Origin of the sequence: Ancylomarina longa, from assembly GCF_003996985.1 — a bacterium.
Lineage (GTDB): Bacteria > Bacteroidota > Bacteroidia > Bacteroidales > Marinifilaceae > Ancylomarina_A > Ancylomarina_A longa.
Genome location: NZ_RJJX01000001.1, coordinates 248,256 through 274,329, shown reverse-complemented (window position 1 = coordinate 274,329; position 26,074 = coordinate 248,256). Strand labels below are relative to the sequence as shown.

The following is a 26,074-nucleotide window of genomic DNA, read 5'->3' as shown; positions in this document are numbered from 1 at the left end:
GAGGTCTTTCTTAATGAAAGAAGGTAATTTGCAAACAAAAGCCCTGCAAAGAAGGAATCTTTGCAGGGCTTTATTTTTGTGTTTTATCTAATTAATGTCTTGTGTTGTCTAATAATTTTAAATCAGCGAGAGCAATTGCAGCCGCAGCTTCAATAATTACCGGAATCCGAAGCGCTATACAGGCATCGTGTCTGCCTTCTATTAACAGACTTTCCACCTTCCCTTTTGCAAAATTCATGGTGTTTTGTGCCTTTCCAATAGATGAGGTTGGTTTAATAGCAACCCGGAATACCAAATCATTTCCATTGGAGATTCCTCCATTTATACCACCTGCATTATTGGTTTCTGTCTTTCCCGATTCATCAATAAAGTTGTCGTTGTGTTGCGAACCTTTCATTTTTGCAGCTGCAAAACCGGAACCGAATTCAATTCCTTTTGTTGCAGGAATGGCAAAAATTAAGTGTGAAATCAATGATTCTACTGAATCGAAAAATGGCTCGCCATAACCTATTGGCATATTACTTGCCTTACACTCTACAATTCCACCTATTGAATCCTGCTCTAATAATGCTTCCTCAATGGCAGCATCAAAATCTGTTTTACCGCCTATTTCTGTTAATTTGGCATCGATATTTATATCGCCTAATATTTTTTTTGCCACAACTCCGGCTGCCACAATTCCCAAGGTAATTCTACCCGAAAAATGTCCGCCACCTGTATAATCATTATGCTTGCCGAATTTATGCTGTGCGACAAAGTCGGCATGTCCGGGGCGGGGACTGTCTAATAAATTACTATAATCCTTCGATTTTGTATTTTTATTGCGAAAAAGGATAATTAGAGGAGCACCTGTAGTTTTCCCCTCAAAGGTTCCGCTTAAAATAGCCGGGAGATCTTTCTCTATTCTGGGAGTAGTTCCTCTGGCTCCTGACTTTCGCCGACCTAAGTCAGGCATTAAATCTTCTTCTGTTAGCGAGATCCCGGCAGGGCAGCCATCGATAGTGACACCTACTCCCTTTCCGTGAGATTCTCCAAATATGCTGATTCTGAATATTCTTCCGAAGTTGTTCATTTATAAATACTGTTGTTAGTCTTTAGAAACTAGTAATTAGAATAGTTTAAAATTATTCTCTTTTGTAAAGATAAAAATAGCCAATAGTTTATTCTTGCGTATGTAAAGTGGAATGATAATTATTTTCATTCAGAATTTTTATTCCTTTGCTGGCAAGAAGTTCGGCAGTTAAACCATTTCCCATTATTTTTCGTCCCGAAAAGGTGCCATCATATATTTTCCCATATCCACAGGATGGACTATTTGCTTTGAGAATAGCAATTTCACATTCAAGAATTTTGGCAATGTCTGCTACTTTAATAGAGCCAATCTTAAATTGCTTGGTATAGTCCTTTTGATTTTCCCCTATAACTTTTATAGAATTCCCCTTCTTAATTATTTCACAAGGAATTCGGGGTGTTGATAATCCTCCTATCTGTTCAGGACAAAGGGGAATTGCTTCTCCTTTTAAAACCATTTGTTGAATCTCTGGCATCAAATTGTCTTTGCCATCATATTTGCATTTAATTCCGGCCAGGCATGCACTAACTATTATCATTTTGATTCTTGTTTAGGATCTGTAAAAAGGTTTTCTATTCTATTTTTTAAATCTTCAATTGGAATAGATTGAATGCATGCTTCTCCAATTTTTCGGAGCAATATAAAATCAATGGTATCTCTATTTTTCTTTTTATCCTTGATTAAAAATTCGTTGATCACTTTTGCTGATACCTGGTGAGTTACTGGTAATTCATACGCTTTTAGAAGGCTTTGAATTTTGAAAGCATCCAATTCAGATAATCCGCATATTTCATGAGATAATTTAGAGGCTATTATCATACCAACCGCAACTGCTTCTCCGTGGGTTAAATCAGAATTATTCTCAATGGCATGTCCTATGGTATGTCCAAAGTTTAATTTTTTTCGCTCGCCTTTCTCTAAAGGATCCTGTCTCACTACCTCTGTTTTAATGAATACTGCCCGATAGATTAAATCCTCTATACAATCCGAGTCCAAATTCAGTAAAACATTTTTGTTTTCTTTCAGGAAATGGAATAGACTTTCATCTTTTATAAAAGCATGTTTAATAATTTCTCCAAATCCGCTACGAAGCTCTCGTTTTGGCAGAGTTTGTAACAAAACAGGGTCACAAATAACAAATTTTGGTGAATTAAAAACACCTATCATATTTTTAAGTTTCCCGAAATTGATTCCGTTTTTGCCACCTACGCTGGCATCAACTTGAGAAAGTAAGGAGGTGGATATAAAACCAAATTCCAATCCTCTCATGTAAATAGAAGCAACAAAGCCACTAATATCACATACCAATCCTCCGCCCATTCCAAGCAGAAAGCTATTTCGATCGGCACCCATTTCCAATAATTTTTCTATAATTAATTGTGCTGACGACCAAGTTTTATTGATTTCGCCACAGCCAATAACAACATGTTCGAATTTATTAATGAAATCAGAATAGTACTGATAGATGTTCTCATCACAAATCAGAAAGCATTTCTTTTTTGGTAAGTATTTGCCTATGTTTTTATAAGATTCACCAATATAAATTGTGCTATTCTGATTTTCAATATGTATGGTTTTCATGTTGTTTAGAGATGTGTTGTTTCGTTTTAAGTAGCTAGTATTACTAATTGTGTAATACTAACTACTGCTAATTTAGCAATGAATTAAGAATTCATAATATCTTCTTGCTGGTTGATTGATTCCTGGTGAATGGCCTTGAATAAATTACTGACAAATTGTTCGCTGAATCCCTTTTTTATTCCTTGAACCAGACTTTTTTCCAAAATTTCACTCCAGCGTTTATTTTGCAATACCGTGATGTTATTTTCTTTCTTGTAATGTCCTATAGTCTTGGCTATCTGCATCCTGTTTTCCAGCAATTCTAATAGCTTCTCATCAAAATCATCTATTAGGTGTCTAAGTTCCCCTAAGGTATTATTGATTACCTCATTATTAGCTTCCGGATCTCGAAGGACTAAGTTAGCTAAAAGTTCCTGAAGTGATTGCGGTGTTAATTGTTGTTTTGCATCACTCCAGGCTTCTTCTGGTTTACAGTGCGATTCAATAATTAATCCTTCGTAGTTCAAATCCATTGATTTCTGTGCAATTTCATCCAGTAAATTACGGTCACCTGTTATATGGCTAGGATCGCAAAATAATGGTACTTGTGGCAATCTGCGTTTTAATTCAATAGGAATTTGCCATTGCGGATCATTACGGTATTTTTGTTTTTGGTAGGTAGAAAAACCACGGTGAATTGCTGCAATTCTGGTTAAGCCCGCAGCGTATAGTCTTTCAATTGCTCCAATCCAAAGCTCTAAATCTGGATTGATTGGGTTTTTTACCAGGATAGGAATATCTTTTCCTCGCAAAGCATCCGCAATTTCCTGAACAGCAAATGGATTTACCGTGGTACGTGCTCCTATCCAAAGTATATCAACGCCTGCGCCTACAGCTAATTCAACATGTCTTGCGTTGGCAACCTCCGTAGCTGTTAGTAATCCAGTCTCTGCTTTTACTTTTTGCAGCCATATTAAACCCTGGGCACCAATTCCTTCGAAGCTATTTGGACGAGTACGTGGTTTCCAAATGCCGGCACGGAAAATTGGAATTCCCGCTGCTTTAATTCCTTTGGCTGTGGTTAAAACCTGTTCTTCTGTTTCAGCACTGCACGGACCACTTATAATTAGTGGACGTGTCGTGTTTTTTATTGGCCAGCTGCTGAGATCTTTAATTTTCATTTCTTTACTCATGGTATAATGTCTTAAACTCTTTTTAGAGTGATTAAAAATTTGGTTTATTTCTTTAACTAGTACTAAGCTCTTTTTGCTTTTACTGATTTTTTTATTGTCTCTTGTTCATTCTTTTCTTTCTGATCCAAAACCCTTCTTATGTCATTGGCTTCATTTATTAAATTGTCCATGCCATCCAGATCATCCATTTCAATTAAGTCTTTGAATTGTTGAAGGGTATCAATATATTTTTGAAGTACTTTTCCAACATTTTTTTTGTTCTGTTGAAAGATTGGTGTCCACATTTCAGCCGAACTTTTTGCTAATCTTACTGTGGAATCAAAACCTCCACTAGCCAATTCAAAGATATGCTTATCTGCCTTTTCTTTATGAAGAACCGTTAGCGATAAGGCAAATGCACTGATGTGTGATAAGTGCGAAACATAAGCTGTTTGTCGATCATGTACTTCTGAATCCATATAAACACATCTCATTTTTAAAGAGTGAAACATATCGGCTACAATAGCAACAGCTTCTTTTGTGGAATCTTCTGGATTACAAATGATAGAACATTTACCATCGAATAGTCCTCTTTGCGCTGCTTGCGGACCAGAAAATTCGGTTCCTGCCATTGGGTGGGCAGGAACATATTGTTTACGCTTAGGATGATTGGAGATACTAGTGATTAATTTTTCCTTTGTGGATCCTAGATCTGTTACAATCTGCAGATCTATTTGATCCATTAATGTTGGTAAAATCTTCACACAAGCATCTACAGGAATGGCAAGTACTATTAAATGAGAATTTTGGATTGCTGATTGTAAATCCTGAATCTCATCCACTAAACCTAGTTTCTTTGCTGTATGTGCATGCATAGGATTATTGTCTACTCCAATAAGCTTGCTTGCAAATCCTCTTTGCTTTAAATCCACTGCAAGAGAACCTCCGATTAATCCCAATCCAATTACTGATACTATCATCTTCTTTATCTATTAATCTAATTTCTTTTTATTCTTTCGATGGCTTCTTTAAAAACAGATTCGCTGCTACATAATGAGATTCGAATGTATTTTTTTCCTTGATCCCCAAATATACCTCCGGGAGTAATAAAAACTTTTGTTTTTTGCAGAATTTCATCACTTAATTTATAGCAGTCCTCGTATTTATCCGGAATGGAAGCCCACACAAACATTCCACTTTGGTCTGCGCTTGGCTTACATTTTATTAAATCCAATAATTGAAAAACAAGCTCTCTTCTTTTTTGGTAAACCTTATTAATGGAATCATACCATGTCTGATCCTGACTAAGAGCTTTGATTGCTGCTTGTTGTACCGGATAAAACATACCGGAATCCATATTGGTTTTTACTTTTAAAATAGGCTCCAGCATTTTCGGGTTTCCACCAATCATTCCCACTCTCCAACCTGGCATATTATGCGATTTGCTCAATGAATTTAATTCTAAACAGCAATCCTTAGCACCATCAATACTTAATATACTTAGTGGTTCATTGTTGAGAATAAAACTGTAAGGATTATCGTTTACAATAAGAATTTTGTGCTTTTTTCCAAAGGCAACGATATTCTCTAATAATTCTTTAGTGGCTCTGGCACCAGTTGGCATATGTGGATAGTTGATCCACATTATCTTAACCTTACTCAAATCTCGCTTTTCAAGAGATACAAAATCGGGTTGCCAATTTTTGCTTTCAGATAAAGGATAACTTACAATTTTTCCACCCAGTAAGTTAGTTACTGACTTATAGGTTGGATAGGACGGATCTGGAATTAAAACTTCATCTCCTTCATTTAAATAGGCTAGGGACGTAATCATGATTCCTTCTTTGGATCCCATTAATGGTAATATTTCATTAGCCGGATTTAAATCTACATTAAAGTAGGTTTTGTACCATTTTGAAAATCCTTCTCTTAAGGCCGGAATTCCTTGATAGCTTTGGTATCCATGACTTTTGGGATGAAAGCAAGCTTCCCTAAGTGAGTTCCATGTTTCTTCTGATGGACTCATGTCCGGATCACCGATACCAAGATTGAGCACTTTTACTTCCCCCATATTCATCTGAGCTATCTCTTTCAGCTTCACGGAGAAATAGTACTCTTGAATACTTTGGGTTCTGTTTGCTGGTTGAATCATTTCTTATTGCGTATTAAAAATTTTGATTGTGGTTTTTTAATTTTATCCAAAAAAAAGTCCTGCTTCTATATGGCAGGACTCTTTATACTTTTTACTTGAATTTAGGTATAAGGCATCCCGCCCGATTTAATGTGCTAAACCAGAAATAATAAAAATAAAAGCGGTATGTAAATTCTGTATTTTTCATGATAATCTATTAAATAAAAAAAGGTCTTACCTGATGGCAAGACCTTTTGATTTATTTGTTCGTTTCCTTACATATCAACTCTTGCCCTTATTGTTTAGAATAAAAGTAAAACCAAAAATAATAAAAGTTAGAATTGTATGTTGAAACCGTATTCATCATTGTTACGTGTGTTATTTGATTCAAATGTATGAATTATTTTATAACCAGCAAATCTATTTTTTAGACTCAATAAAACGATAACGTTTGAAATATATAGTTAAAGGTCTGCTTATCCTAGTAAAATCAATACATATAGGGATTATTCTAGTTTTTTTGAAAAAAATCAACTTTTGACAGTCTAATGAATATGGGTGATAGAAAGAATTCCATAGATATTATCAATTAGTCCCCAGTTTAGTTAAATATTTGGATGAAAGAGTTTGAAACTGGAACAACAGATGAAAAAATATTAAAAATTTATATTCCTCTGAAACGGCTGTGAAATTAGTGGGTTGAGTGAAAAAGGAGAAGTGTTTATTTCAACTTTTATAGAAAATCAATTTGGATATTGAAAAAATAATTGTTTAGATTTGTAGAGATAATACAAAGAATTATGAACGGAATGAATTGTAAATTTTGGTGGTGGCACAGCTGGATTCTCTCAAATAAATATGAGCAGATGTGACTCCGTATATGCAAAATTTTGTTCTGAAAATATACAAGAACAATGCAAGCGGCCTACTGATACTCAGTAGGCCGCTTCTTTTTTTTACCAAATGTGAAAATAGCTATAAACCATGATTAAATTTAAGTACCTAAAAAAAGAATTGCTTGCCGACGTAATTACTCCGGTAAGCATGTATTTGAAACTTCGAGATCGTTTTCCCGGAGCAATTCTTTTGGAAAGTTCGGATTATCATAGTCCTGAAAATGCTAGTTCCTTTATAGCACTCGAACCCATAGCAAGTATTACGCTGAAAGATGGCTTTTTAACAGAAGAGATTGAAGGCAAGAAAGATATTTACGAGGCTAAGGGAAAAGGAAAAAGGTTTATTTCTGATCGCTTGCAAAAATTTGTCAATCAATTTGATTTGGAGGGTAAAGAAAAAGTAACAAAAGCGAATGCTCTTTTTGGATATACCGCTTATGATGCGGTTCCCTATTTCGAAGATCTTGAATTTAATACCTCTAAGAAACAATCAGGGATTCCACAAATGTGCTATTCGCTTTATCGCTTTATTATTGAGGTGAATCATTTCAATAATACTTTGAAGATAATTGAGTTGGTGAAAAATGGAGACGAGGCTCGTATTCGTGAGGTTGCTGATTTGTTGAGAAATAGAAATCTGCCTGCTTTTATTTTCTCTTTGGAGGGAGAAGAACAGTCGAATATGGATGATGTGACTTATAAGGAATTTGTTACTAAGGGAAAGCAACATTGCAAGCGTGGGGACGTATTTCAAATTGTCTTGTCGCGTCAGTTTTCTCATGCTTATAAAGGAGATGATTTTAATCTGTATCGTGCGTTACGATCCATAAATCCGTCGCCTTATCTTTTCTATTTTGATTACGGATCCTACCGAATTATGGGATCTTCACCGGAAGCTCAGCTCGAAATTAAAAATGGGAAAGCATACATTCATCCTATCGCCGGAACCTTTAAACGTACTGGGGATTCACTAAAGGATGCTGAATTGGCAGAAGCGCTTTTAAGTGATGAAAAGGAACAAAGCGAACATGTAATGTTGGTTGATTTGGCAAGAAATGATTTAAGTCGTGATGCTCAAAATATCAAGGTAGAAACATTCCGCGAGGTGCAATATTTCTCTCATGTAATTCATCTGGTTTCGAAGGTTTCCGGGGAATTGCCTGCAAACTATAATCCTTTTCAATTGATGGGAGATACTTTTCCTGCCGGAACCCTATCAGGAGCACCAAAATACCGCGCGATGGAATTAATCGATCAATATGAGCCTACAGCGAGAGGTTTCTATGGCGGCTGTATTGGTGCTTTAGGATTTAATGGTGAGGTAAACCAAGCCATAATGATTCGGACTTTTTTAAGTAAGGATAATCAGTTGTATTATCAGGCAGGAGCCGGAGTTGTGGATAAATCGAATGAGGAGAGTGAATTACAAGAGGTGAGTAATAAATTGGCTGCATTGCGTAAGGCAATGGATTTGGCACAAAACATTTAGGTTATGAAGATTCTGGTATTGGATAATTACGATTCGTTCACCTATAATTTGGTGGAATATCTGCGAAAGCTTGGGGCAGCTAATATTGATGTGTACAGAAATAGAGAAATAGCATTGGAGGATGTAGCTAAATATGATAAAATTTTATTGTCGCCGGGACCGGGAATTCCAGAGGAAGCTGGAATTTTAAAAGAATTGATTCGGGAATATGCTCCCATAAAATCTATTCTGGGAATTTGTTTGGGAGAACAGGCTATTGCCGAGGTCTTTGGCGGGAGCATTGAGAATTTAGATAAAGTGTTTCATGGGGTTGCAAGCTCTGTTTTCAGAACAAATAACGATCATGGAATATTGAAAGATATAAATAAGGAATTTAAGGCTGGTCGCTATCATTCGTGGAATGTGGTGAAAAAGGATTTGCCTTCATGTCTGACGATAACATGCGAAGATGCAGATGGAAAAATCATGGGAATTCGTCATAAAGAATACGATGTGGAAGGTGTTCAATTCCACCCCGAATCGGTACTTACTCCGAAAGGTATTGATATGATACGAAATTGGTTGAATAGCTAAGGAGATAAGCCATCGTAAGGATTATGGAATCCTAATTATTAAATCTAAAACGAAATAGAATGAAAAATATATTACATCATTTATTTGAGCACAAAACCTTAAAAAGAGAGGAAGCGAAGGAGGTTTTGATTCAAATTACAAAAGGAGAATTTAACGAGTTTCAGATTACTTCTTTTCTAACTGTTTTTATGATGAGAAGTATTACGGTAGAGGAACTAACAGGATTTAGAGAGGCATTATTGGAACTTTGTATTCCTGTTGATTTATCGGAATATAAGGGAGTTGATTTGTGTGGAACTGGTGGTGATGGTAAAAACACATTTAATATCTCTACGCTTGCTTCTTTTGTGGTAGCCGGAGCTGGAGAGATGGTTACCAAACACGGTAACTACGGTGTTTCGTCTTTTTGTGGTTCGTCTAATGTGATTGAATATTTGGGTTATCAGTTTAAGAATTCGGAAGAAGATTTAAAACGAGATCTGGATAAAGCCGGAATTTGCTTTCTGCACGCGCCGCTCTTTAATCCTGCCATGAAAAATATTGCTCCTATTCGCCGCGATTTAGGTGTGCGAACCTTCTTTAATATGCTGGGACCCCTGGTAAATCCATCCAGACCGGGACATCAGATCGTAGGTGTTTTTGATTTGGAGCTGGCTCGTTTGTATCAATATTTATTACAGCAAACCGATTCACGATATACCATAATTCATGGAATTGATGGATATGATGAGGTTTCGCTTACAGATAAAGTGAAATTAATTGGAAATGGCAAGGAGGAATTGTTGGAACCGGAAGATTTGGGCTTTAGAAAGTTGAAACCAGAGGAGTTATATGGAGGGGAAACAGTAAAGGAAGCTGCCAAGATATTTGTTGAAATTTTGAATAAACAAGGAACTGAAGCTCAAAATGCTGTAGTTATCCGAAATGCCGGTTTGGCAATTCATTGTTTGCATCCGGAAATTAGCAGAGAAGAAGCCATAAGTAAAGCAGAGGAAGCTTTATTATCTGGTAAAGCATATGAGGTGTTGAAAAAACTTGCAAATTAGATTAAAGATGAGTGGGAAACCAAATATATTAGACCGGATTGTGCAAAGGAAAATTGCTGAGGTAGCAGTACAAAAGATTCAACATCCTATTTTTCTTCTAATGGCAGAAGAGAATTTTAAATGTACTTGCTATTCGGCTAAAGAATCGATCAGTAAGAATACGGCATCTGGTATTATCGCAGAGTTTAAACGGCAATCTCCATCAAAAGGAGTTATAAATGAGACTTCCCATCTTAAGGAAGTGGTTCTTGCTTATCAGGAAGGTGGTGTTTCCATGGTATCTGTTCTAACTGATGAAACTTTTTTTGGAGCAAAGAATTCTGATTTTAAGGAAGCTCGACAATGTTTGAGTGTTCCATTATTGAGAAAAGAGTTCATTGTGGATCCCTATCAGATTTATCAGTCTAAAGCAATGGGAGCTGATGTTATTTTATTGATTGCTGCAATATTAAGTCCGGAAAGATGTAAAGATTTTGCCTTCCTAGCCAAAGAATTGGGTATGGAAGTCCTTTTGGAATTGCATGATGAATCAGAACTCGACCATGTGAATAGATTTGTAGATTTGGTTGGAATCAATAATAGAAACCTGAAAGATTTCTCGGTTGACACAGATCATTCCATTCGCTTGTCGAAACAATTACCCGATGATGTAATCCGCGTGGCGGAGAGTGGATTGGATAATCCTGAAATAGTGAAAGAAATGAGAGAAAATGGCTTTCAGGCTTTCCTAATGGGAGAACATTTCATGAAACAAGATTCACCTGGAGATGCATGTCGAAATTTCATTAATGAGATTAATTAGACATCAATTGCCCTAGGCTTCAGCCCATGGGAACAAAAAGAAAATTACAAATGAAAACAAAAGTCTGCGGATTAAAATTCACCTCAAACATAGAGGCATTGGCTAAGCTTCCCATTGATTATATGGGATTCATATTCTACCCTAAATCATCACGATATGTAGGAGAGGAACTTGATGTTTTTTGTTTGAAAAACATCCCGAAAGGAATAAAAAAGATTGGTGTTTTTGTGAATGAAGACCTTGATATAATTATGTTTAAGGCGAAAAAATATGGCTTGAATGGCATTCAGCTACACGGAGAGGAATCTCTGCAAATCTGTGAAAGTATAAAAAGGAATGGTTTAGAAGTGATTAAGGCATTTCAAATAGATGAGGAGTTTGATTTCGAAAAACTTGCTGCCTATCGCTCTTCTGCTGATTATTTCCTTTTCGATACCAAATCGAAACAGTATGGTGGAAGTGGAAAGAAATTCAATTGGGGAATTTTGAAGCAATATAAAGGTAAAACACCTTTCTTTTTAAGTGGTGGCATTGGTGCTGATGACGTTAAGGATATAAAAGAATTTAAGCATGAACAATTATATGCGTTGGATTTAAATTCCGCTTTTGAGGATGTTCCGGCACAAAAGAACAAAAACAAACTGGCAAGATTTTTAAAGGAGATTAAAATGACTACAAAGAATAAATATGCCGTTGATGAACGGGGCTATTACGGGCAATTTGGTGGTGCTTTTATCCCGGAATTACTTCGTGCTAATGTGGATGAACTACGCGAAAATTATCTGAAAATTATTAATTCGAAGCAGTTTCAAACCGATTATCATCGATTATTGAATAATTATGTGGGCAGACCAACGCCTCTCACCAAAGTGGAAAATCTTTCGAAACAATATGGTACTAATATTTATTTGAAACGGGAAGATCTAACACATACTGGTGCTCATAAAATTAACAATACAATTGGCCAGATTCTGATTGCAAAATATATGGGGAAGAAGCGGATTATTGCTGAAACAGGAGCGGGACAACACGGCGTTGCAACCGCTACAGTTTGTGCTTTGTTCGGATTGGAATGTGTAGTTTACATGGGTGCGCTTGATGTGCAGCGACAAGCACCCAATGTGGCTCGCATGAAAATGCTGGGAGCCAAGGTGATTCCGGCAGTATCCGGGAATCAGACTTTAAAGGATGCTACCAACGAGGCAATTCGCGATTGGATAGCAAATCCTGAATCCTTTTATCTGATCGGTTCTGTGGTTGGTCCTCATCCTTATCCAGATTTGGTAACTCGTCTACAGTCTATTATCTCGAAAGAGATTCGGAAGCAATTGCAAGAAGAGACGGGTAATCTGAATCCCGATTACGTGATTGCTTGTGTTGGTGGCGGATCGAATGCTGCCGGGGCTTTCTATCATTATTTAAACGAGGAGAAGGTGCAATTGATCGCCGTAGAGGCTTCCGGATTGGGAGTAAACAGTGGCGAAACAGCAGCAACCATTACCATCGGAGATGTTGGTTTTATCCACGGAAGTAAAACCATGTTGATGCAGGATGAGGATGGACAAATTACCGAACCGTACTCTATTTCTGCTGGTCTGGATTATCCGGGAGTTGGTCCCTTGCATGCTCATTTGGCAGTTAGCGGACGAGTCTCCTATATTTCGGCTACGGATCAGGAAGCTTTAGATGCTGCGAAACTACTGGCGCAATCCGAAGGAATTATACCGGCTTTGGAATCGGCTCATGCTTTGGCTGCATTGGATAAAATTAAATTTAAAAAAGAGGATGTAGTGGTTGTAAATTTATCAGGTAGAGGTGATAAGGATATGGAAACCTATATGAAAGCATTTGCATAACAAATCAAAAAAAATGAACAGAATAGATCAATTATTTCAAACTAAAAAGAAAAATATTTTATCCATTTATTTTCCTGCCGGATATCCTCATCTGAACGATACTAATTCCACTTTGGAGCTCTTGCAGAAGAAAGGTGTGGATTTGGTAGAAATTGGAATTCCTTTTTCGGATCCATTGGCTGATGGTCCTGTGATTCAAACCGCAGCTAAGCGAGCATTGGATAATGGAATGAGTTTGAAGCTGCTCTTTCAGCAATTGGAAAATGCAAGGGGAAATATTGCAATGCCATTGATATTAATGGGATATTGGAATACTGTTTATAAGTATGGTGTCGATCATTTTTTGGCTGATTGTAGAAAAAGTGGTGTAGACGGAGTGATTTTACCCGATTTACCTGTGGAGGAATATGAAGAAGATTATAAAGCTAAGTTTGAGCTTGCAGGAATTTATAACATTCTATTAGTTACACCTCAAACCACAAGGGAGCGATTAATGCAAATCGAGAAATCAGCAAAAGGATTTTTATATATGGTCTCCTCTTTGGCTACTACCGGAGGTATTTTGCATTATGATTCTAAAAGAGAAGAATATTTTAAGAAAGTATCTCAATTAGATATTCCAAGCTTAATTGGATTTGGAATACACAATAAGGAAAGTTTTCAACATGCTAGTCGTTTTGCAAATGGAGCAATTATTGGAACTGCTTTTATTAAAGCCCTACAAGCAGGTAATAGTGAGAAGTTTTTGAACGGATTAAGATAAATTCAATTTGCTGATATTTGGTGAGGATGTACACAATTACGTTCTTACCTATTTTATCATACCAGCTTTCTTTATAAAATCCGTTGCTTTTTTCTCCTCGGGTTTGGTGAGCAGACTAACCGCGATGAATAGAATAGATGAAGCAGACATTCCAATGGAAGCTTGTTGTACAGAAGCTATCTCCCATGCGCTTGGTAGATTGGCACCAAGAGCAATGGCAAGATTGTAGCCAGAAAATAAAAGTCCAAAAATTAAGGAAGTAGCTGCCGCTTTCGAGTTTCCTTTTTTCCAGATAAAGCCTAAAATCAATGGAACAAAAGCACCGGTTGCCAGAAAATCGGAGCCAATCCACGATATTTTTAATATGGATCGGATTTCCAATGCAATTAATAAACCTAAAAATGAGATGATTAGTGTCGCTATTTTCCCCGTCCAGACCATCTGCTTTGCATTTGCATTGGGTCTCAGTCGGTGTTTATAAATATCAACACTTAAGACCAAAGCTCCGGTATTAATCATAGAATCCATAGTGGACATAATAGCCGAGCATAATCCTACAAAAAGGAGAGCAGCCAAACCTGTTGGCATATAGTTTAAGATTATGGCAGGAACAATCCCTCCCTCGGGAACAGTATCGAATAGAGCAATGCTAAGCATACCAGTAAGTGTCACGATCAAGTATAAAGGAATAAAAACAATAAAGGCAAGTAACATCATTCTCTTTGCATCAGTAGGAGTTTTAGTGGCTGAGATTCTTTGCCAAATGTTAGCTTGTATCATCCAAGAACATCCGAATGTGATGATGAAGACAAAATTGTTGGAGATGTTATGAAAAAATGAAAAGAAGGACTTCTTGTCTGTGCTCACTGCAATTTGCCGAACTTTTTCAAACCCACCTGAATGATTATATGCAAAAATAAATAGTACAATTGCTGCGATCAGTAGGAATACAAACTGAATAATATCGGTAAGCACAACCCCTTTAAAGCCTCCAAAGAAGGAATAAGTGAGTACAATTCCAGTTCCTATCAGGGCTGCTATTTTGTAATCTACATCAAAAAAGGATTGAAAGAAATTTCCAATCACAACTGCCTGCGTGGCAACACCTAAGGTCATGAATATCAAAATAAGAATAGAAAGGAGTAATGCCACACTTTTATTATAACGTTCCTCCATAAGTTGTGGTTGAGTGATGGTTCCTATTTTTCGAATTGCTTTAGAAAACAGATACATTAGGAATGTAGAGAAGAGAACAGGCATTCCGTAAATCCAAAAGGAACTAATTCCTTGATTAAACCCATGATCAACCAGGTCAATGGCAGAACCACCTCCCCACCAAGAGGCAATAAATGTAATAGATAGGGCCCAGAAAGGCAATTGTCTTCCTGCTAAAAAATAATCTTCTGTATTTTCGCTTGCCTTCGAACGAAGAACAATAATCATAATACCAACAAAATATAATACGAGTAAAGTAAGGGATAGGTATTGTAAAGAATTCATTTAGGAATCTGACTTTATAAAATTAATTGAATTAAGGTTTTAATATAGAATTATTTCCTTATTGCTGTGAAAAATAATACTAATCATAAATTGGGTTGTTTTGTGTGTTTAATTGAACAAATATAATTCAGAATAGGAAATTTAAAACGATGTAAATGTAGGTATTTTTTTTTGGGAACGTTTGCAGTTCGCACTTTCAAGAAAGTGCTATGTTAAGGAGTTGATAATTACCTTAATACTTATAGAAAAATTAATAATAAAAAGAGGTGATAGTTCAATTTTTTTTGAAAATTTATAATACCTTTAATAGTACGATTTGAAAGTTATGATAAAATAACGATGTTGTGTCTTAAATTCTAACCCTAATTATTTGCGAATGGATTACTTAAAATTTGATAAATCTCAATTGGTGAATACGGAGTATTCATTAAAGAAGGAGTTTATTAGAACCAACCGCGCTGGTTCTTTTGCCAGTTCAACCATTATTAATTGCAATACTAGAAAATATCACGGGATGTTAATATGCCCTATTGAAAATTTCTCTGGTGAAAACTATGTGCTCTTATCCGCATTGGATGAAACCATCATTCAACATGATACTGATTTTCATTTAGGTATTCACAAATTTCCAGGTGAATATAGTCCTAAAGGACATAAGTATATTCGGAAATATGAGATGGATCCTATGCCTGCTATTACTTATAGAGTAGGTGGTGTGGTCTTAAAGAAGGAATTTTTACTAGTGGAGAAGGAACAACGTTTATTAATTCGTTATTCTTTATTGGATGCACATTCCCCAACAGTTATACGTTTGCAGCCATTTCTGGCGTTTCGAAATATTCATGAATTAACCAAAGCTAACCTGGATGCAAATACAAGAGCAGAGGTTATTAATAATGGTATAAGAAGTAAATTATATGAAGGTTTCCCATACCTGCATATGCAAACTTCAAAAAAATCTGAATTTATACATGTTCCTGATTGGTATTACAATGTGGAATATAAAGAGGAAAAGAAAAGAGGATATGATTGTCATGAGGATCTTTTTGTTCCTGGTTATTTTGAGATGGAGATTCAGAAAGGGGAGTCTATTGTTTTCTGTGCCGGAACTAAGGAAATTGCTCCAAATGTTATTAATCGGCAATTCAATTCAGAATTAAAAAAAAGGGTGAAACGGGATAGTTTTGAGAATTGCTTGGAGAATTCAGCGGATCAATTTATTTCCCGAAAAGGAAGAGAAACTACAATTATTAATGGTTTCCCATGGTTTAGTACTAGTGAACGAAATACTTATCTTTCACTTCCTGGCCTGACGCTAGCAAGAGGAGATGAAAAAACTTTTTTAGCAGTACTGAATACTTCCTATAAGCATTTGTGCGATCGTTTCTCCAGTGATCGTGTGCTTAGTAAGGGCAAAGCTTCGGTTGATGTACCGCTTTGGTTTATTTGGGCTTTGCAAAAATATGTGGAGTATGGTGCAGATAAGAAGAATTTATGGAAGAAGTATGGAAAGAAAATAAAGGAAATCTTTCAACACTATAAATTTGGATCCAATCTAGCCATTAAGATGAATGAGAATGGCTTGCTCTGGACCATCAAACAAGGTGTTACCTGGATGAATATTCAAAATAATGGAACTTTTCTGAATCGGCGAATGGGTTATGTTGTTGAGATAAATGCTTTATGGTACAATGCTATTTGTTTTGCCTTAGATTTAGCAGCTGAAGCAAAAGATCATCTATTTGTTTCTGATTGGGAAGATGTTCCCGTTATGGTTAAAGAATCCTTTTTAGAGGTTTTTTGGGATAAGGATAAAAAGTATTTGGCAGACTATATAGATGATTCTCACAAAAGTTGGGCAGTTCGTCCTAATCAATTATTTGCGGCCTCACTTCCCTATTCTTGCTTGTCAAAAGAACAAAAAAAGTCAATTTTAGATTTAATTGAAAAGGAACTTGTTACATCACGAGGATTGAGATCGCTTTCTCCTAAAAATCACGAGTATGTTGGTGTCTTTCAGGGGAATGAGACACAAAGGAATAATGCCTTTCATTATGGATCTGTTTTTCCTTGGTTGTTTGGGCATTTTGCCAATGCTTACTTAGCTCTTTATAAGTCTGGAGGAGAATCCAGAATACAGCGATTATTGAATAATTTTGAAGATTGTTTGAATGAACATGGATTGGGATCGATATCTGAAATTTACGACGGAAATCCTCCGCATCGTCCCAATGAAGCAACTTCCTACGCTCTGAGTGTTGCCGAAATTATTAGAGTGAATAAAATGTTACAACAACCATCTAAAATAGATTGAATATGAAAGTTCTAATGTTTGGGTGGGAATTTCCACCTCATATTTCCGGAGGATTGGGTACTGCTTGTTATGGTTTGACACAAGGATTGTCTAAAGTTAAAGATTTAGAGATTGTATTTGTTGTTCCCAAAGCACATGGGGATGAAGATCAAAGTAAAATGCAATTAGTAGGAGCAAATGGTGTAAATATAAAGCAGGTTCAGTCTCATATCGAAAAATTTAAATCACAACATACTTACCTGGAAGTTGACTCACATCTGGTTCCTTATAATGATCCTGATGAATATTATACTTTTTCCAGTCAGGATTTGTACGGAAAGAATAAATTTTTCAAAGTGGACAAGGAAGGTAAATTGGAGTTTAGCGGAAAGTACGGAGCCAATCTTATTGAAGAGATTTACAAATATGCCTACGTTGCTTCTGCCATTAGTTCGGATTATGAACACGATGTGATTCATGCTCACGATTGGCTTTGCTATCCTGCAGGTATTGCTGCTAAGGAAGTGTCGGGGAAACCGCTTGTGATTCATGTTCATGCTACAGACTTTGACAGAAGTGGTGGAAATGTGAATCCTAAAGTCTTTGAAATCGAAAAAATGGGAATGGATGCTGCGGATAGAATTATCACTGTTAGTAACCTTACTCGTAATATTGTAATTGAGAAATACGGTCAGGATCCTTCTAAGGTTATTACCGTGTACAATGCTGTAGAACCAGTTTCTGTAGAAGAAAAATTGGCTATCAAAAAAGGAGTGAAAGATAAAATAGTGACTTTTTTAGGTAGAATTACCATGCAAAAAGGTCCAGAATATTTCGTGGAGGCTGCTTATCAGGTTTTAAAGCGAACACCTAATGTGAGGTTCGTTATGGCCGGAAGCGGCGATATGTTGGAGAAAATGGTGGAACGTGCAGCGCAATTAGGAATTGCTGACAAATTTCATTTTACTGGATTTTTAAAAGGCGACGATGTCTTTAAAATGTTTCTATTGAGTGATGTTTATGTGATGCCATCCGTTTCGGAGCCATTTGGAATTTCTCCTTTAGAAGCAATGCAATCTAATGTTCCTGTTATTATTTCTAAACAATCCGGAGTCTCAGAAATCTTAACTCATGCTGTGAAAGTAGATTATTGGGATATTGATGCCATGGCAGATGCTATCTATGGAATTATTAGTTATAATTCTCTTTCTGAAGTATTTAAGAAAGAAGGAAAAGAAGAGGTTGATAACTTAAAATGGGCCAATGCAGCAATTCATGTTCACGAGGTTTATACCGCAGCAATTAATTCTTTAGTCTAACCACAAAACTCAAAATTATGAAAGCAATTTGTTTATATTTTCAGATTCATCAACCGTTAAGATTAAAAAGATACCGTTTTTTCGATATCGGGAATAGCCATTACTATTACGATGATTACACCAATGAATCGATTATGCGGAAGATTGCAGATGAATGTTATTTGCCTGCAAATAAAATATTACTTGATATCCTGAAAAAATACAAAGGGAAATTTAAACTTAGTTTTTCCATTACAGGGGTTGCTTTGGATCAATTTGAATCCTATGCCCCAGAGGTTATTGACAGTTTTAAGGAGTTGGCAGCAACCGGAAATATAGAGTTCTTGGCGGAGACTTATGCGCATTCTTTGGCATCGCTAAAGAATAAAGATGAATTTGTATCTCAGGTAAAAGAGCATAGCGATAGAATCGAAAATTTGTTTGGTGTAAGGCCAACAGCCTTTCGAAATACAGAAATGATATATTCTGATGGTATTGGTGAAATGGTTTCAGAGATGGGGTATAAGGCAATTCTAACCGAAGGTGCAAAACATATTCTTGGTTGGAAGAGTCCGAATTACTTATACTGCAATGCCATTAATCCCAAATTGAAAATCTTGATGAGAAATTATAAGTTGAGCGATGATATTGCTTTTAGATTCTCGGCAGAAGGTTGGAAAGATTGGCCATTAACAGCAGGTAAGTTTGTGGATTGGATCAATGAAATTGATGCGAAAGAGGAGCTTGTGAATATCTTTATGGATTACGAAACATTTGGGGAACACCAGAAAAAAGAATCAGGAATTTTTGAATTTCTGCAGTATTTACCAGCAGAAATTTTTCTGAAATCAAAATTAAAATTTGAGACACCTTCTAATCTGGCAACAAATTTTCAACCTATAGCTCAAGCACATGTACCTTATCCTATTTCGTGGGCGGATGAAGAAAGAGACGTGTCGGCATGGTTAGGTAATAAATTACAGAATGAAGCTTTCGAGAAATTATATGCGCTTCGTGATGATGTATTGGCTTTGAATGACAATCTTCTGCTTAAGGATTGGAAATATTTGCAGGCCAGTGATCATTTTTATTATATGTGTACTAAATTTTTCTCTGATGGAGATGTTCACTCCTATTTCAATCCATATTCTTCGCCATATGATGCATTCATTAATTATATGAATGTGTTAAGTGATTTTCAATTAAGAATCAAAGAGAAGAAAGGATTAGCATCGGATGATGCGGAGGCATTGAGAGCTGAAATAACAAAAAGAGATGCCATAATTTTAGAATATAAATCTGAGATCAGAAAACTGAAAGATGAGTACTCTAAGACAGAATAAGTTTTGCCATGCTGGATTAAATAAATTTTGAATGTGATTAAGAATATTCCTAATGAATCCAGTTCATGATGAAGGTTATTCTCTTGAATGTATAAATCTGAGAACGCAAGAATTTAAATTAAGGTCAACAAAAAATGATTTCCTTTGATGTTTGACGTGAACACGATAGGTTTTTATTTCTCATATGCCAGAACTTAATGAAAGATTTGCTGTTTTAAGAGGTATGTAAATTAAGTATTAAAGAATTACAAGTAATATATTGTGTATGAATGAGGTGATATTAACTCCGGATTTTATTTTTGAAGTTAGTTGGGAGGTTTGTAACAAGGTAGGAGGAATTCATACAGTAGTTTCTACAAAAGCCTTATCGCTACAACAAAAATTTAAGGACAACATTGTATATGTTGGTCCTGATTTTGATTCTGAAGAGCAACGAGCAAAAGAATTTCAGGAAGACAATTCTTTGTTTGCGAAATGGAGAGAAGCTGCTTTAGTTTTAGGACTATCTGTTCGGATTGGGCGTTGGAAGATTCCTGGAAATCCTATTGTTTTCTTAATAGATTTCAAATATTTTTTGCCTAAAAAGGATGCCATTTATGCGAAGTTTTGGGAGATTTATGGTCTGGAATCTCTTTATGGAGGAGATGATTATCATGAACCAGCCATGTTTGGATATGCTGCAGGAAAGGCGATTGAGAGTTTCGTTAAATTCAATTTGGATGCTAGAGATAAGGTATTGGCTCAATTTCATGAATGGATGACTGGAATGGGTTGTCTGTATCTTAAAGATCAGGCAGCAAGTATTGCTACTATATTTACTACTCATGCAACAATGCTTGGGCGTGTTTTGGCCAGTAATAATGAACGCCTTTACGATGATCTCTATCAGTTTAATGCTGTCGAAAAAACCAGGCAATATAATGTTACGGCCAAGTGTTCCTTAGAGAAATTAGCTGCTCTATCGGCTGATTGTTTAACTACTGTGAGTGAAATTACGGCCAGAGAATGTAAACAATTCTATGGCAGAGAGGTAGATGTTATCATGCCAAATGGTTTTGAGGATGATTTCGTTCCTGATCAGCAGATCCTAAATTCTAAATCTATTGCTTCACGATACCTTTTGAAAGATGTTGCAGAAGCACTATTGGGTCAGCAGCTATCTGAGAATACTTTATTTCTGGGAACAGGTGGAAGATACGAGTTTAAAAACAAGGGTATTGATGTATTTCTGGAAGCCTTAGCCCAGATTAATAAGAATAAAAATCAGCAGCGGGAAATTGTTGCCTTCTTTTTAATTCCGGGTGATAATCGTGGGGCACGTAAAGATTTGCAGGAAAATTTGGAAAATCAAACAAAGAATCTGCCTTTGGTAACTCCATTCCTTACTCACTATTTGGGAAATGTTGATCACGATGATATTTTGAATAAAATCAAACAACTGGGATTTACAAATCAGGTTGGAGAAAAGGTAAAGGTAATTTTTGCACCTACTTATCTGGATGGTTCCGATGGTATTTTTAATAAAAGCTATTACGAATTGCTCATGGGATTAGATCTTTCTGTTTTTCCATCGTACTATGAACCTTGGGGATATACACCCATGGAAAGTGTTGCGTATAGCGTTCCTAGTCTAACTACTTCATTAGCTGGTTTTGGTCAATGGGTTAAAAGAATTAAGCTATCGGGAAAAGGAGGAGTAGAGGTTTTGGAGCGTAGCGACTCCAATACCGCAGAATTGACTCAGCAAATAACAAACTACATTCAATCTTTTGCAGGGAAGAAGAAAAAGGAAATAGAGGCCTGCAGGGAAAATGCAAGACAAATTGCAGAAAAAGCTTTGTGGAAGAATTTTATAGGATATTATTATAAGGCATATGAATTAGCAATTAGAAAAAGAATGAAAAAGGGAAAGGAAGTGGATGTAAGTGTTGAGGCTGAAAAGCAACTTGCAATATCCAAAAGCAATCACGTTCATTGGCGTAAGCTAATTGTGGAATCCAATTTACCGAGTAATTTGTTAGGATTGGAAGAACTGTCAAAGAATATTTGGTGGTGCTGGAATTTTACTGCCATTGACTTATTTGAGTCCATCGATCCAAAATTATGGAAGAGCTGTAAAAAGAATCCAATTATTTTGTTAAAACAAATATCCAGTACCAGAATAAATGAATTGGCTAAGGATAAAGAATTTATTAAAAAATATACTGCTGTCTATCAGGATTTCAAAGAGTATATGTCTAAATCACCAGATAAATCACAACCTAAAATTGCGTATTTCAGCATGGAATATGGTTTAAGTGATAATCTTAAAATATATTCGGGTGGTCTGGGAATATTAGCTGGCGATTATCTAAAAGAAGCAAGTGATTCTCTTGTGGACATGGTGGCAGTCGGATTCATGTATCGGTTTGGATATTTCACACAACGCTTATCCTTAAGCGGAGAGCAGTTAGTGGAGTTAAATGCTCAGAAATTCTCGCAGCTTCCTATTACTCAGGTACGTGATGAATATGGAATTCAGAAAACCATCAACCTGCCTTTGGAGGATAGAACACTTACTGCAAAAATATGGAAAGTAGAAGTTGGTCGAATCTCTTTGTATTTGTTAGATACAGATACAGAAAGAAATGCAGAACAGGATCGTTCTATTACTCATCAGCTTTATGGTGGAGATTGGGATAATAGAATCAAACAGGAGATACTTTTAGGTTTGGGTGGTATTAAGACCTTGGATTGCATGGGAATTAAGCCGGATTTATACCATTGCAATGAAGGACATGCTGCCTTAATTAATGTGGAGCGATTGGTTAAACTTGTAGCAGAAGGGTATCAATTTGATGAGGCTTTGGAAATCGTAAGAGCATCTTCCTTATTTACTACGCACACACCTGTACCAGCCGGACACGATACTTTTACCCCAGAAATGATTCGGCATTATCTTTCCTATGTTCCAGCACAATTGAAAATAAGTTGGGAGCATTTTCTGGCATTAGGTCGCGTGAATCCTAAAGATGCAAATGAGAGATTTTCTATGAGTAATTTGGCTGCGAACACCTCTGTTGGAATGAATGGTGTGAGTTGGTTACATGGTAAAATCTCCCAGAAGATGTTTAATAGTCTGTATGAGGGATACTTTCCCGAAGAACTGCATATCGGTTACGTTACCAATGGAGTGCATTATCCTACCTGGACCGCGAAAGAATGGAGGACCCTTTATGAAAGCGAATTTAATGATGGTTTCTTAAATGATCTTTCCAACAAAGATTACTGGAGAAAGATTCATGAAGTAGCTGATGAAAAAATCTGGAATATTAAAAATGTGCTTCGTAAGAAATTAATTGATTATGCGAAAGTTCGTTTCCAGGATAATTGGATTCGCCGTTATGAGGATCCCCGTAGTTTGGTGGAGATATTGGACTCTATTGATGAGAATGCTTTAACCATTGGTTTCGCACGACGATTCGCTACCTATAAGCGGGCGCACTTGCTGTTTAGCGATTTGAATCGATTATCAAAATTATTAAATAACCCTGAAAAACCAGTACAGTTTATTTTCGCAGGAAAAGCTCATCCGGCAGATAAGGCCGGACAGGATTTGATTAAATTGATAGTTGATGTTTCTCGCCGACCAGAATTTGTAGGTAAAATTATTTTCCTGGAAAATTACGACATGGAACTGGGAAAACGATTGGTGAAAGGTGTGGATATATGGATGAATACGCCAACCAGGCCATTGGAAGCCTCCGGAACATCGGGGGAAAAAGCGGTAATGAATGGAGTCCTGAATTATAGTGTGCTAGACGGCTGGTGGTTGGAAGGATACCGCGAAGGAGCTGGCTGGTCCCTAACGGATAAGCGAACCTATGAAAATCAGGCTTTCCAGGATGAGTTGGATGCACAGACTATTTATTCCATGTTCGAGAATGAGATTATTCCTCTTTATTATAAAAGAGATGAGAATAATATACCGGTGGATTGGGTGAAATATATTAAAAATTGTATTGCGGAGATTGCTCCTGATTATACCACCAAACGAATGATTGACGATTACAAGGAAAGGTATTATGCTCCCTTATTCGAAAGAGTGAAGGATATCAGAAGTAGTAATTATGAATTGGCTAAAAGTACAGCTGCCTGGAAGCGGAAGATATTATCAGGTTGGGAGCAGATAGAAGTGGTATCTGTAGATGCTCCAAGTACTCCGAAGCACAAATATTTATCGGGAGAGGCATACCATGTAGAGGTAGCTTTGGATTTAAAAGGTTTGATTGAAGAGGAAATTTGTGTAGAATTAGTGATTCGTACTGCCATGAACGGGGTGGCTGCTGGTCCAATTCGATCTGTAAAACTAGAGCAGAAACGTAAAGTGGACAGTTTAGCATTCTATCAATTAGATTTGGATTTGGAAGATCCGGGAATATTCGATTTTGGTTTGCGGATGTATGCCTGCAATCCTAATCTACCGCACAGACAGGATTTCAACTATGTGAAGTGGATTTAAATAAATAGAAATAGGTTGTTGATATAGAATCGACAACCTATTTTTTTATTTTAATGAAGATTTATAAATACGAAGCTTTTAGATTATTATTTCCAAAACAAGCGATTCATAAGTCTTAAGCTTTAGTTTAACTCCTTCCTCAGTCAACTGCTCACTATCCGTATTTACTGCTAAGGAATTTTGAAGATTTTGTAAGGTGATAGAAATAGGTCGTGGGATATTCATTATTTCCAAAGCATGAGAGGGGATTTTGAGATGTACTTCTTGTGATTGAGAATCGAAATTACAGACGATAAGTAATTTTTGTACCTCACAATGGCGCAAAAAGGCATATGCTTTATCAAAATTGAACAGCTTCTTATCCGAATTCACCCACATCACATCGTAAAAAGCACCCTTTGCTATTGCGGGTTGTTTTGCCAGGTGTAGAATGTCAGCGTAGGCCTTTCGCAATTCTTTTTGATCTTGGGAAAGTGAGTCCCCATCAAACTTTCCATTGTTCATCCACTTCTGATGCTCGGGTACATTCCAATAATCGAAGATTGTTGTTCTGCCATTATCACCGCTAAAACCAGAAGCTCCCAGAGCCGCTTCTCCCACTTCCTGTCCAAAATAGAGCATGGCAGGTCCCTGATGCAAACATACAGATACCGTCATTCCCGGAAGGGCTTTCCATGCATCGCCAGCAAAAAATCGGGATGTGATGCGCTGCTCGTCGTGGTTTTCCAGAAAACGTAGCATATAGGGATCTAAGCCATTCAGACTTTGCCAGCAATTCGTAATTTCTTTGGCAGACTGCTCTCCCTGAATAATACCCCGAAGGGTGTCATACAATCCAACTTTATCGTAGAGATAATCAAATTTTCCTTTGTGGATATAGGAATCGTATAAAGACGGATTATAAACCTCTGCAATAAACAGGATTTCGGGGAATTCCTGCTTTACTTCCGGAATCACCCATTCCCAAAATTCAACAGGAACCATTTCGGCCATATCACAACGAAAGCCATCTACTCCTTTGCGAGCCCAATACAATAAAATATCCTTCATCTTTATCCAGGTATTGGGAGTTGGATGAAAGTGAGAAGCATTTTCATTTTGGTAATCTACTCCGTAATTGAGTTTGATGGTTTCATACCAATCGTTAAGCTTGGGATAAGCCGTGAACAGATCATTACCTGTTGCTTTGGCAGGATATTCGTGATAATGCGTATCGGGAAATCTATTTTGAATTGCTGCTGCCAATTGTAATTCCTGATTGGGTAGGTAATAAAAGTTATTGGATGGAGTGAAAGTAATATCGGTATCATCTGTTGCACCAAAGTCTTCAACGCCTTCCGGCTTTTTATCCGAATGATATTCTCGGGACAAATGGTTGGGTACGAAATCAATTATCACCTTCAGATCATTTTCATGGGTACGCTGAATTAAAGCTTCAAATTCCTGCATTCTTTCCTCCACATTATTGGCTAAGTCAGGATTCACATCGTAATAATCCTTGATAGCATAGGGCGATCCGGCTTTTCCTTTTATCACCAAAGGGTTACCATTAGGGATAGCTAAGTCGGGATAGCCCTCTGTGATGGCATGCTCTATAATTCCGGTGTACCAAATATGATTGATTCCCAGTTGCTTTATCTCTTTTAAGGCCAAATGGCTGATATCACTAAACTTACCACTTCCATTTTCTTCTTTGTTTCCATTTACAATAGGATTGGTATTTCGATTCCCAAATAATCGAACGAATAGCTGATAGATAACAATCTTCGTTTTCTCCAT

18 protein-coding genes are annotated in these 26,074 nt (G+C 36.7%); 10 read left to right on the top strand and 8 right to left on the bottom strand.

Going from position 1 to position 26,074, the window contains the following annotated elements; genetic code table 11:
• Positions 1 to 91: 91 nt before the first annotated feature.
• The 6 genes from DLK05_RS01065 to DLK05_RS01040 form a co-directional block, all read right to left on the bottom strand.
• Positions 92 to 1,072, bottom strand: a complete 981-nt coding sequence (locus DLK05_RS01065; RefSeq protein ID WP_127342119.1) for a chorismate synthase — start codon at positions 1,070 to 1,072, stop codon at positions 92 to 94.
• An 88-nt stretch (positions 1,073 to 1,160) separates the two neighbouring features.
• On the bottom strand, positions 1,161 to 1,610 hold the full coding sequence (locus DLK05_RS01060; protein WP_127342118.1) for a 2-thiouracil desulfurase family protein: 450 nt from the start codon (positions 1,608 to 1,610) through the stop codon (positions 1,161 to 1,163).
• Positions 1,607 to 2,653, bottom strand: a complete 1,047-nt coding sequence (gene aroB / locus DLK05_RS01055; protein ID WP_127342117.1) for a 3-dehydroquinate synthase — start codon at positions 2,651 to 2,653, stop codon at positions 1,607 to 1,609. Before aroB ends, DLK05_RS01060 begins: the two co-directional genes overlap by 4 nt.
• A gap of 83 nt (positions 2,654 to 2,736) precedes the next feature.
• Positions 2,737 to 3,825, bottom strand: coding sequence for a bifunctional 3-deoxy-7-phosphoheptulonate synthase/chorismate mutase type II (locus tag DLK05_RS01050; protein ID WP_127342116.1), 1,089 nt, complete (start codon positions 3,823 to 3,825; stop codon positions 2,737 to 2,739).
• A gap of 62 nt (positions 3,826 to 3,887) precedes the next feature.
• Positions 3,888 to 4,784 (bottom strand): prephenate dehydrogenase, encoded by an 897-nt coding sequence (locus DLK05_RS01045; RefSeq protein ID WP_127342115.1) that lies wholly within the window; start codon positions 4,782 to 4,784, stop codon positions 3,888 to 3,890.
• Positions 4,785 to 4,801: 17 nt separating this feature from the next.
• Entirely contained in the window at positions 4,802 to 5,956 is a 1,155-nt protein-coding gene (locus tag DLK05_RS01040; RefSeq protein WP_127342114.1) for a pyridoxal phosphate-dependent aminotransferase, read from the bottom strand.
• A gap of 963 nt (positions 5,957 to 6,919) precedes the next feature.
• Between DLK05_RS01040 and DLK05_RS01035 the strand changes: the two genes are divergently transcribed.
• From DLK05_RS01035 to trpA, 6 genes are read left to right on the top strand one after another with little or no spacing between them, the layout of a single operon-like run.
• Complete coding sequence (locus DLK05_RS01035) at positions 6,920 to 8,320, top strand: anthranilate synthase component I family protein (RefSeq protein ID WP_127342113.1); 1,401 nt, start codon at positions 6,920 to 6,922, stop codon at positions 8,318 to 8,320.
• 3 nt (positions 8,321 to 8,323) lie between these two features.
• Positions 8,324 to 8,893: an anthranilate synthase component II gene (locus DLK05_RS01030; protein WP_127342112.1), complete on the top strand. Its 570-nt coding sequence runs from the start codon at positions 8,324 to 8,326 to the stop codon at positions 8,891 to 8,893.
• Between the two features lie 59 nt (positions 8,894 to 8,952).
• Positions 8,953 to 9,939: an anthranilate phosphoribosyltransferase gene (gene trpD, locus DLK05_RS01025; RefSeq protein ID WP_127342111.1), complete on the top strand. Its 987-nt coding sequence runs from the start codon at positions 8,953 to 8,955 to the stop codon at positions 9,937 to 9,939.
• 7 nt (positions 9,940 to 9,946) lie between these two features.
• On the top strand, positions 9,947 to 10,741 hold the full coding sequence (gene trpC / locus DLK05_RS01020; protein ID WP_127342110.1) for an indole-3-glycerol phosphate synthase TrpC: 795 nt from the start codon (positions 9,947 to 9,949) through the stop codon (positions 10,739 to 10,741).
• A gap of 50 nt (positions 10,742 to 10,791) precedes the next feature.
• Positions 10,792 to 12,597 carry a bifunctional phosphoribosylanthranilate isomerase/tryptophan synthase subunit beta gene (locus tag DLK05_RS01015; RefSeq protein WP_209319637.1) on the top strand — a complete coding sequence of 602 codons (1,806 nt, stop codon included), beginning with the start codon at positions 10,792 to 10,794 and terminating at the stop codon, positions 12,595 to 12,597.
• 13 nt (positions 12,598 to 12,610) lie between these two features.
• Positions 12,611 to 13,360 carry a tryptophan synthase subunit alpha gene (trpA, locus tag DLK05_RS01010; RefSeq protein WP_127342108.1) on the top strand — a complete coding sequence of 250 codons (750 nt, stop codon included), beginning with the start codon at positions 12,611 to 12,613 and terminating at the stop codon, positions 13,358 to 13,360.
• A gap of 48 nt (positions 13,361 to 13,408) precedes the next feature.
• Here the strand turns inward: trpA and DLK05_RS01005 are convergent, their stop codons facing one another.
• Positions 13,409 to 14,860, bottom strand: coding sequence for a sodium:solute symporter family protein (locus tag DLK05_RS01005; protein WP_127342107.1), 1,452 nt, complete (start codon positions 14,858 to 14,860; stop codon positions 13,409 to 13,411).
• 376 nt (positions 14,861 to 15,236) lie between these two features.
• On the opposite strand from DLK05_RS01005, the gene DLK05_RS01000 reads away from it, so the two are divergent.
• The 4 genes from DLK05_RS01000 (at position 15,237) to glgP (ending at position 24,295) form a co-directional block, all read left to right on the top strand.
• The gene (locus DLK05_RS01000) at positions 15,237 to 17,174 is read left to right on the top strand and encodes a glycogen debranching enzyme N-terminal domain-containing protein (RefSeq protein ID WP_127342106.1); all 1,938 of its coding nucleotides are present in this window, start codon (positions 15,237 to 15,239) and stop codon (positions 17,172 to 17,174) included.
• Positions 17,175 to 17,176: 2 nt separating this feature from the next.
• Positions 17,177 to 18,472 carry a glycosyltransferase family 4 protein gene (locus DLK05_RS00995; protein ID WP_127342105.1) on the top strand — a complete coding sequence of 432 codons (1,296 nt, stop codon included), beginning with the start codon at positions 17,177 to 17,179 and terminating at the stop codon, positions 18,470 to 18,472.
• Between the two features lie 17 nt (positions 18,473 to 18,489).
• On the top strand, positions 18,490 to 19,794 hold the full coding sequence (locus DLK05_RS00990) for a glycoside hydrolase family 57 protein (RefSeq protein WP_127342104.1): 1,305 nt from the start codon (positions 18,490 to 18,492) through the stop codon (positions 19,792 to 19,794).
• A gap of 265 nt (positions 19,795 to 20,059) precedes the next feature.
• Entirely contained in the window at positions 20,060 to 24,295 is a 4,236-nt protein-coding gene (gene glgP, locus DLK05_RS00985) for an alpha-glucan family phosphorylase (RefSeq protein ID WP_127342103.1), read from the top strand.
• A gap of 78 nt (positions 24,296 to 24,373) precedes the next feature.
• On the opposite strand, the gene DLK05_RS00980 is transcribed toward glgP, so the two are convergent.
• On the bottom strand, positions 24,374 to 26,074 hold the full coding sequence (locus tag DLK05_RS00980; protein WP_127342102.1) for an alpha-amylase family glycosyl hydrolase: 1,701 nt from the start codon (positions 26,072 to 26,074) through the stop codon (positions 24,374 to 24,376).

What these genes read in the sequence shown, in the direction of transcription:
- glgP (WP_127342103.1), top strand. Translation starts at nt 20,060, where the DNA reads ATGAATGAGGTGATATTAACTCCGGATTTTATTTTTGAAGTTAGTTGG.
- DLK05_RS01000 (WP_127342106.1), top strand. Translation starts at nt 15,237, where the DNA reads ATGGATTACTTAAAATTTGATAAATCTCAATTGGTGAATACGGAGTAT.
- DLK05_RS01060 (WP_127342118.1), bottom strand. Translation starts at nt 1,610, where the DNA reads ATGATAATAGTTAGTGCATGCCTGGCCGGAATTAAATGCAAATATGAT.
- DLK05_RS01065 (WP_127342119.1), bottom strand. Translation starts at nt 1,072, where the DNA reads ATGAACAACTTCGGAAGAATATTCAGAATCAGCATATTTGGAGAATCT.
- DLK05_RS01035 (WP_127342113.1), top strand. Translation starts at nt 6,920, where the DNA reads ATGATTAAATTTAAGTACCTAAAAAAAGAATTGCTTGCCGACGTAATT.
- DLK05_RS01040 (WP_127342114.1), bottom strand. Translation starts at nt 5,956, where the DNA reads ATGATTCAACCAGCAAACAGAACCCAAAGTATTCAAGAGTACTATTTC.
- DLK05_RS01045 (WP_127342115.1), bottom strand. Translation starts at nt 4,784, where the DNA reads ATGATAGTATCAGTAATTGGATTGGGATTAATCGGAGGTTCTCTTGCA.
- trpA (WP_127342108.1), top strand. Translation starts at nt 12,611, where the DNA reads ATGAACAGAATAGATCAATTATTTCAAACTAAAAAGAAAAATATTTTA.
- DLK05_RS01005 (WP_127342107.1), bottom strand. Translation starts at nt 14,860, where the DNA reads ATGAATTCTTTACAATACCTATCCCTTACTTTACTCGTATTATATTTT.
- DLK05_RS00980 (WP_127342102.1), bottom strand. Translation starts at nt 26,074, where the DNA reads ATGGAGAAAACGAAGATTGTTATCTATCAGCTATTCGTTCGATTATTT.
- DLK05_RS01050 (WP_127342116.1), bottom strand. Translation starts at nt 3,825, where the DNA reads ATGAGTAAAGAAATGAAAATTAAAGATCTCAGCAGCTGGCCAATAAAA.
- trpC (WP_127342110.1), top strand. Translation starts at nt 9,947, where the DNA reads ATGAGTGGGAAACCAAATATATTAGACCGGATTGTGCAAAGGAAAATT.
- DLK05_RS00995 (WP_127342105.1), top strand. Translation starts at nt 17,177, where the DNA reads ATGAAAGTTCTAATGTTTGGGTGGGAATTTCCACCTCATATTTCCGGA.
- DLK05_RS01030 (WP_127342112.1), top strand. Translation starts at nt 8,324, where the DNA reads ATGAAGATTCTGGTATTGGATAATTACGATTCGTTCACCTATAATTTG.
- DLK05_RS00990 (WP_127342104.1), top strand. Translation starts at nt 18,490, where the DNA reads ATGAAAGCAATTTGTTTATATTTTCAGATTCATCAACCGTTAAGATTA.
- DLK05_RS01015 (WP_209319637.1), top strand. Translation starts at nt 10,792, where the DNA reads ATGAAAACAAAAGTCTGCGGATTAAAATTCACCTCAAACATAGAGGCA.
- trpD (WP_127342111.1), top strand. Translation starts at nt 8,953, where the DNA reads ATGAAAAATATATTACATCATTTATTTGAGCACAAAACCTTAAAAAGA.
- aroB (WP_127342117.1), bottom strand. Translation starts at nt 2,653, where the DNA reads ATGAAAACCATACATATTGAAAATCAGAATAGCACAATTTATATTGGT.